We start from the raw sequence: 7,703 nt of genomic DNA on the forward strand, positions 1-7,703 counted from the left end.
GCAAGCACCCCGAGTTCGGGTACCTCACCCCACTCGAAACCCGAGCCAGACTGCAGCACGACTTCACCCCCGCAGCGTAAGCAACCGCTGTCCAAAATCAGGGGGGAACTTCAGGACGGATCCTGGACTTACCTGTACTCCGCAGGCTTTTACCCGCGCCGTTACCGGCACGGGGCCCCATGTCCTGGGGTGGGTCGTGATGACGACTTCATGCGGCGCGGATACGCCGCCCTTCGTACTTGACGTTCTGTGCGGCGTTGTGGTCCCGGTCATGGCGGGTGCCGCAGGCGCGGCAGGTCCACGTCCGGATGTGCAAAGGTTTGGGGCCGTCGCGGTGTCCGCAGGCGGAGCACAGCTGGGAGGACGGGAAGGCCCGGCCCACCTTGGTGAAGTCGCGCCCGTATCTGGCGGCCTTGTACTCCAGCATGGTCACAAACGTCGCCCAGCCTGCGTCGTGCACCGATTTTGCGAGGCGGGTGCGGGCCAGGCCCTTCACACTCAAGGTCTCCACGCTGACGGCTTGGTTTTCGCATATCAGCTTGGTGGAAAGCTTGTGGTGGAAGTTCTTGCGCGCGTCCACGACTTTTGCATGGGCGCGGGCGACCTTGATCCGCTGCTTGTTCCGGTTCTTCGATCCCTTGGCCTTGCGCGACAGGCGCCGCTGTTCCCGTTTGAGCTTCTTCTCCACGTGGCGCAGGAAACGCGGAGCCTGCACCCTCGATCCGTCCGCCATCACCACGAAGTGGGTCAGGCCCAGGTCGATGCCCTGATCCCCCGTAGTCGGGGGCATGAGGTCGTCCGCAGGTTCGGTCTCCACGACGAACGAGGCGAAGTACCGGCCGGTCGCATCCTTGACGACGGTCACCGTGGACGGGACCGAGGGCAGCATACGGGACCACTTCACCCGCACATCGCCGATCTTCGGCAGACGGAGTCTCCCACCGGACGTGACCGACCAGCGGGCGTTCGCGGTGAACCGGGCACTCTGACGGTTGTCCCGCTTCGACTTGAACCGCGGCTCTTCGACCTTCGGCCCCCTACGGGTCCCCTCGAGCGAGGCGAAGAAATTGGAGTACGCCACATCCAGGTCCCGCAGAGACTGCTGCAACACCACCGAAGACACCTCCCCAGCCACGCCCGGCCAGGAGTCTTCTTCGCCGCGGTGATGACCTGCTTCGACAGGTCGGCCGATCTCGGATACGGCAGCCCTTGGGCATGGGCGTCACGTCGGATGCGCAGGGCATCGTTGAACACCGTGCGCGCACACCCGAACGCCCTCGCCGGAAGTGCCTGCTGACCCGCGCTCGGGTACAAGCGGAACGAGTACCTGAGCTGCATGACGATCACCGTACAAAGGTCACGACCGTCACGCAGAAGATCAGAAGTGATCACCACGAAACCTTCGCCCTCCGCACGCGCCTGGTTTCGCAACGAGATACCGGCACAGACTGTTCACAATCGACCAACCAGCACCAGTGGTCCGGCTCCCGCCGCTCCAGCTCCGTAGGCGGGCACCGAAACATCGTCAAGTCAGTGCCCCCAGTAGCATGCGGTCATGACTGCTGCCGCCGCCGCGCCCGAACCAGCCGAGGTCGAACCAGCCGAACCGGGCCCGGCCGAGGTGGCACCACACCCGGTGAAACCACGCTTGCGAGGCTGGCTGCATGCCGGAATGTTCCCCGCGGTGCTGATCGCGGGGATTGTTCTGATCGCACTCACGGACAGCACCCGCGGCCGGATCGCCTGCGGCATCTACATCGCGACCGCATGCCTGCTCTTCGGCGTGAGCGCCGTCTACCACCGCGGCACGTGGGGTCCGCGCGGCGAGGCGGTGCTGCGCCGGCTGGACCACGCCAACATCTTCCTGATCATCGCGGGCACGTACACGCCGCTGACCCTGCTGCTGCTCCCGGAGTCGACCGGGCGTCCGCTGCTGTGGGCGGTCTGGGCGGCAGCGGCGGCCGGCATCGCCTTCCGGGTGTTCTGGGTCGGCGCCCCCCGCTGGCTGTACACCCCCTGCTACCTAGCGATGGGATGGGCGGCGGTCTTCTTCCTGCCCGACTTCATGCGCACCGGCGGGATCGCGGTCATGGTCCTGGTCGTCGTCGGCGGCCTGCTCTACAGCGCGGGCGGCGTCATCTACGGCATCAAGCGACCCAACCCGTCACCGCGGTGGTTCGGCTTCCACGAGGTCTTCCACTCGCTGACCCTGGCGGCCTTCACCGTGCATTACATCGGCATCTCGCTGGTGGCGTACAAGCACGCCTGAGCGCCCCGCCCCTCCCCACCTTCTCCATGGCCGCGGCTCCCGACCCGCGGCCATGGTGCGTGCCGAGGCATGGCCGGCCGCCCCTCGCGTCCACCGGCAGGCTCGACACGACGGACGTCCTGGCGGCCGCGGCGGACCGGGCCGGCGCCTCCGGGGCGCCAGGGGCGCGCCCCACGCCCGTGAGGCCATGGGTGGGGGCCGCGGACGGGGCGCCGGCCGGGCACACCCCGGTCACCCCCCGAGCTTCCGCGCCAGCTCCGCCGCGTCCGTGGTCGGCGCCTCGCACACGAAGTGCCGGCAGACGTACGCAGTCGGCGCCCCGTCCGCCATCGGCCGGTCCACCAGCAGCGGAAACTCCGCGCCGCCGGTCTCGCCCGCCGCGACCACCGCACCCGGTGCCCGTCCCAGCAGCGCCGTACGGTGCAGTGCGCCGCCGACCGGCCCGGCGACCGCGACCTCGCGAGGGCCGTCGAGCAGCGCCTCGGCGACCGCGAGACCCCATCCGATGAACCGCGGAACCCGTGGCCCGAGCGCCTTCACCACGCCCAGCGCGCTTTCCGCGGCAGCCCGATGAGCCTCGGATCCGGTGTGCGCGGCGTACGAGAGCAGCGCTCCGGCCGCCGCCGTCCAGCCCGCCGGAGTCGCGCTGTCGGTGGGGTCCTGCGGGCGGCGGATCAGCTGTTCGGCGTCGTCCGCCGTGTCGTACAGCTGCCCGCCCTCGCCGGTGAAGTGCTGCAGCACGATGTCGAGCAGGAAGCCGGCGAACTCCAGCCAGACACCCTCGCCGGTGACGGCGGCCAGCGCGAGGAAACCCTCCGCGACATCGCCGTAGTCCTCCAGGACCCCGGCGTTGTCACCCGCCCGGCCGTCCCTGGACGTCCGGGACAGCCGGGCGTTGTCGCCCATGTGGACCCGGACCAGCAGGTCCGCCGCCTCGGTGGCGCGTTCGATCAGGTCGGGCCGGTCGAAGTACGCCCCGGTCTCGGCGAGCGCGGCGATCGCGAGACCGTTCCAGGCCGCCACCACCTTGTCGTCCCGTCCGGGACGCGCCCGCTCCTCGCGCGCCGCGAGCAGCCGGGCCCGCACGCCGGCGGCCCGGTCCGGGTCCACCGCGTCGTCGGTGCGCGGCAGTTGGAGCACGGACGCGCCCTCCTCGAAGGTGCCCGCCTCGGTCACCCCGAAGTACTCCGCGGCGAACACGGCGTCCTGCTCTCCCAGCGCCTCGCGCAGCTGCGCGGGCGTCCACACGTAGAACGCGCCTTCGACGTGCCTGCCGCCGCCGTCCTCGCTGTCGGCGTCGAGCGCGGAGGCGAACCCGCCCTCCGCCGTCCGCAGTTCACCCACGATGAAGTCGGCGGTCTCCAGCGCGACCCGGCGGGCCAGGTCGGAACCCGTCGCCCGCCACAGATGGGCATACACCCGGCAGAGCAGCGCATTGTCATAGAGCATCTTCTCGAAATGCGGTACCAAAGCGCCATTGGGCCGCTGACGCAGTACATACCGGTGGAAGCCCCCGCCCAGCTGATCGAAGAGGCTGGAGCGCGCCATCGCATCGCACAGTCCCTCGGCGATCTCCAGCGCCCCCTCGGATGTCGTCCGGCCGTGATGCCGCAGCAGGAACTCGATCACCATGCTTGGTGGAAACTTGGTGTCGCCGCCACCAAGCCATCCGGTCGCCGAGTCGTACTCCCGGGTGAGCCCAAGGAGCGCCTGGGCAAGCTCCGCCTCGCCGGGGAGCCCACCCGCGCCGTGGTCCAACTGCCGCCCCGCCAGATCACGGGTGATCTTCTCCGCGACTTCCCCGACCTCTTCACGCCGACTCGTCCACGCACTCTGAACGCCTTCCAGCACCTGCCGGAACGAAGGCATCCCGTGCCGAGGCTCCGGCGGGAAGTACGTACCGAAGTAGAACGGCTCCCCGTCCGGAGTCATGAAGACGGACATGGGCCAGCCGCCCTGCCCGGTCGCCGCCTGCACCGCCTCCATGTAGACGGCGTCTACGTCCGGCCGCTCCTCCCGGTCCACCTTCACCGACACGAAGTGCTCGTTCATGAGGGCGGCCGTCGCCTCGTCCTCGAAGGACTCGTGGGCCATGACATGGCACCAGTGGCACGAGCTGTACCCCACGCTCAGGAAGACCGGCACATTGCGCCGGCTGGCTTCCTCGAAGGCGTCGGGCTCCCATTGCCACCAGTCAACCGGATTATCCGCGTGCTGGAGGAGGTACGGAGACGAGGCGTGCGCGAGTCGGTTGGACATACCCCAATCCTTGCGCATACGGCGAAAACCTGTCTGCACGCCACGGGGTAGCGTACGAACGGGGCCGGGCTACGTGCTGAGCTGTGTTGCTCGCCGTCACTCAGCGGGGCGAGGTCTACTCAGCGCGGGTCACGCGGGCGTGGTCGCTTTACTCGCACCGGAACAGGTCGTGTCCCGTGCGGCCGGTGTGCCGTAGCGCCCAGCCCTGGGCTTCGTCGGGGTCGCCCTGGGGACCGGAGTACTCACCGCAACTCGTGGGTCACGCAGAAGACTTGGGCCTTACTTCCCGTGGCTGATGGTGTGCTCCGTACAGCGCATGACCGCGCGGACACCTCACAGGCGGCCCGGATTGCCGGGTACCGCTCCGCGCAGACGGAGACGGGCGGCGCGGGGCTTGGATGCCCTTGTGGTGACCTTGCGGGCGCGCGCCGCAGCATTGCGGTGTGCCTCGCCGCATTAACCCTGACTATTCAGCGGAATTGCCCGGTCTGACGGCCTGGTAGCAGAAAAGGTGCCCTGACCTGCGAGGATGCGACTGTCTAGGAAGCATCGGTTGCAAGAATCAGGACACCTTTCTGGTGAGCGAGCGTACAGGGTGGGACCGGAGTCTGGTCGTGGGGGCTGACGGGAAAGGGCTGGTCGGGCATGCCGGGGTGGTGTTGCTGCGGCGGCTGGCGGACCGGTCGGGGCTGACGGAGGCGCTGGCTGGAGTGTTCCCGTCGGGCGGGCCAGGGTGGCGGGATCGGGCGGTGGTGTTCGTCCAGCTGGCGATCTCCATCGCGCTGGGCGCCCGCAGTGTGGCAGAGGCCGAGCAACTCGCCCTGCACCACGAGCGGATGACCGGCCCGGGTGTCTCGGACTCCACGGTGCACCGCACCCTGAACCTGTGCGATGCCGACCGGCTCGCGGCGATCGCCCGCGTCCGGGCACGGGTCCGCCGGGTGGTGTGGTCGTGGCTGGCCCTGCGGCCCGGTGGCTTCCCCTGGCTCACCGTCGCCGGTAAACGCCTGCACAACTGGGTGATCGTCGACATGGACGCCACGATCATCACGGCCGCATCGAAGAAGGAACAGGCGCGGGCGACCTGGAAGAAGAGTTTCGGTTTTCACCCGTTGGCCGCCTGGTGCGCGAACACGTCCGAGTGTCTGGCGATGCTGCTGAGGCCGGGCAACGCCGGCTCGAACACGGTCACCGACCACATCACCGTGCTCGCTGACGCACTCGCCCAGATACCCGGCTCCTCCAGTGCGAAGCTCCTGATCCGAGTCGACGGAGCTGGCGCGACGCACGGTCTGCACGAACACCTCATCGCTTTGAACACCCGACGGCGCACGGTCCGTTTCACCACCGGCTGGACCATCACCGACCTCGATGAGCAGGCCATCGCCCGCCTGCCCGAGACGGCCTGGGAGGTATCCCTGAACCAGGACGGCTCCCTCCAGGAGGACTACGGAGTCGCGGAGTTGAGCGGCCTGAGCGTACGCGATGGCTGGAGCAAGGGACTGAGGCTGATAGTCCGCCGGGTCAAGCCCTCCAGCCGCCACCTCGCGAACCTGACCGACTTCGAGAAGAAGACCGGTTTCAAGTACTCGGTCATTGCCACCAACATCAACAAGATGACCCGGATCCCCGGCTCCCACCAGGCGCAGTGGCTAGACGCCTTGCACCGGCACCACGCGGTCGTCGAAGACCGGGTGCGCACGAACAAAGCGATGGGACTGCACAACCTGCCCGCGAAATCCTTCACCGCGAACCAGGGCTGAATGCTCGCCGCGAACCTCGCGGCAGACCTCGACGCCTGGCTCCGCCTCCTGACCCTGCACGACCAGGACGAGCTCGTCGACGCCGAACCCGACACCATGCGGTTCCGGATCTACCACCTGCCCGCCCGCCTCGCCGCCCACGCTCGCCGCCGGTACCTCCGCCTCGCCCCCGACTGGCCCTGGGCAGCCGCCTTCGTCCTGGTCTGGCAGCGTCTGACCGGCCTGGCTGCCGTCACCTGACGGACAGCCACCGCCCCGACGAAGGCCAGGAAGGAGAGCCCCGCACCACCCCGGGACCGTGGAACCCGGCGCAGCCGCAGCGACACGCGAAGACCCTGACCGCGAACAGCGGGGACAAACAGGGCGAAGTGATCACCCTGTTCGGCAACGATCATCCCTGAAGGATCGAGGTTAACGGGTACGCCGGTCGGCGCCAGGGGGATTCGGCGCAACGAATGGGGCCTGCGCGCGCCTTCGCTTCATTCGCTCCCCCTCTTGAATGGCGGCAATGGCTACTTCCTTCTCAGAGAGCCAATCGAACTCAAGTCGCTCCAGAATCGGTGTGTGATCGCCCTGCCGCGCCGCCGGCTTGACCGTGATGCCCTTCTTCCCCAGCGCGCACTTCAACAGCATCCGCTTGTCGGCCGTGTCCGCCCCCTCCCACGCTTCCCGCAGGGTGTCAATCTGCGTGAGGGGTGAGAGGTCAGCTTCCGCGTGCAGCGCTTCCATGGTCGCGCTCGTGCTCTCGATGAGGGCCCGCTGCCCCTCACTCAGCTCTTCGAAGCGCTCTTCGTCCATCTTGCCGTAGACGTAGAAGTCGTCTTCGAGCTTCTTCACACGCTTCTGTGCGGCTTCGAGCGCCCTCTGAGCTTCTTCCTTGTTCGTCTTCGTTTCGGGGTCCGCGAACGCGAGCCACCGGCGAGCCATCTCGGTGATCACCGGGTCATCCGGCTCAAGGGCTGTGATGTGGTTGATCCACGCTTCCCCGACCGCGTGGTCGATGCGGTCGGCGAGCGTAACGACACCCTCACAGATGGACTTGCCGCGCGTTTGCCGGACCTCGCACCGGTAGCGCCCTCCGCGGTGACTCATCGAGCCACCACACCGCTCAAGCTCCCCCGTGCCGTTCTTGTCTCGCATCCGACCGCACTGGTAGCTGCCTGTGCCCAGGTACTTCGCCCCCGGCTTCCCCTTCGCCCAACGGTCATCGGTCCGCTCGGCAATGAGTGCCTTGATTCTGAACCACTCCGCGGGGGGCCACAACTCCCTTGCCGCACATGATGGTCTCGCCCCTTTCATTGCGCAGGGGCTCTCCGTAACCGTTCCTGGGCAGTGAGTAGGAGTGAGTCCTGGCTCACCGGCACGCCCCGAACGGTCTTGGGCGCACTGGTCCTCCGCTTTCGCGTCCCGGT

General features: G+C 68.1%; 5 protein-coding genes and 2 pseudogenes. 3 read left to right on the top strand and 4 right to left on the bottom strand.

Annotation, left to right across the window (positions count from 1 at the left end):
• Nucleotides 1-208: 208 nt before the first annotated feature.
• Nucleotides 209-1,338, bottom strand: a pseudogene (locus AB0I23_RS40655) (RNA-guided endonuclease InsQ/TnpB family protein).
• Nucleotides 1,339-1,555: 217 nt separating this feature from the next.
• Here AB0I23_RS40655 and trhA point away from each other — a divergent pair.
• Nucleotides 1,556-2,269, top strand: coding sequence for a PAQR family membrane homeostasis protein TrhA (gene trhA / locus AB0I23_RS40660; RefSeq protein WP_359118230.1), 714 nt, complete (start codon nt 1,556-1,558; stop codon nt 2,267-2,269).
• A 231-nt stretch (nt 2,270-2,500) separates the two neighbouring features.
• Here the strand turns inward: trhA and AB0I23_RS40665 are convergent, their stop codons facing one another.
• Nucleotides 2,501-4,528, bottom strand: coding sequence for a thioredoxin domain-containing protein (locus tag AB0I23_RS40665; RefSeq protein ID WP_359118232.1), 2,028 nt, complete (start codon nt 4,526-4,528; stop codon nt 2,501-2,503).
• 148 nt (nt 4,529-4,676) lie between these two features.
• Nucleotides 4,677-4,739 (bottom strand): annotated as a pseudogene (locus AB0I23_RS41920) (hypothetical protein); the annotation flags it as partial.
• Between the two features lie 367 nt (nt 4,740-5,106).
• Between AB0I23_RS41920 and AB0I23_RS40670 the strand changes: the two are divergent.
• Both AB0I23_RS40670 and AB0I23_RS41925 read left to right on the top strand, forming a co-directional pair.
• A complete protein-coding gene (locus AB0I23_RS40670) occupies nt 5,107-6,291 on the top strand; it encodes an IS1380 family transposase (protein WP_436847074.1) in 1,185 nt (394 codons plus the stop codon).
• Nucleotides 6,292-6,531 carry a hypothetical protein gene (locus AB0I23_RS41925; RefSeq protein ID WP_436847075.1) on the top strand — a complete coding sequence of 80 codons (240 nt, stop codon included), beginning with the start codon at nt 6,292-6,294 and terminating at the stop codon, nt 6,529-6,531. It begins immediately after the preceding gene.
• A 171-nt stretch (nt 6,532-6,702) separates the two neighbouring features.
• Here the strand turns inward: AB0I23_RS41925 and AB0I23_RS40675 are convergent, their stop codons facing one another.
• The gene (locus AB0I23_RS40675) at nt 6,703-7,431 is read right to left on the bottom strand and encodes a hypothetical protein (protein ID WP_359118233.1); all 729 of its coding nucleotides are present in this window, start codon (nt 7,429-7,431) and stop codon (nt 6,703-6,705) included.
• Between the last annotated feature and the right edge of the window lie 272 nt (nt 7,432-7,703).

Origin of the sequence: Streptomyces atratus, assembly GCF_040655115.1 — a bacterium.
GTDB classification, from domain to species: Bacteria; Actinomycetota; Actinomycetes; order Streptomycetales; family Streptomycetaceae; genus Streptomyces; species Streptomyces atratus_D.

What these genes read in the sequence shown, in the direction of transcription:
- AB0I23_RS40675 (WP_359118233.1), bottom strand. Translation starts at nt 7,431, where the DNA reads ATGCGAGACAAGAACGGCACGGGGGAGCTTGAGCGGTGTGGTGGCTCG.
- AB0I23_RS41925 (WP_436847075.1), top strand. Translation starts at nt 6,292, where the DNA reads ATGCTCGCCGCGAACCTCGCGGCAGACCTCGACGCCTGGCTCCGCCTC.
- AB0I23_RS40665 (WP_359118232.1), bottom strand. Translation starts at nt 4,528, where the DNA reads ATGTCCAACCGACTCGCGCACGCCTCGTCTCCGTACCTCCTCCAGCAC.
- trhA (WP_359118230.1), top strand. Translation starts at nt 1,556, where the DNA reads ATGACTGCTGCCGCCGCCGCGCCCGAACCAGCCGAGGTCGAACCAGCC.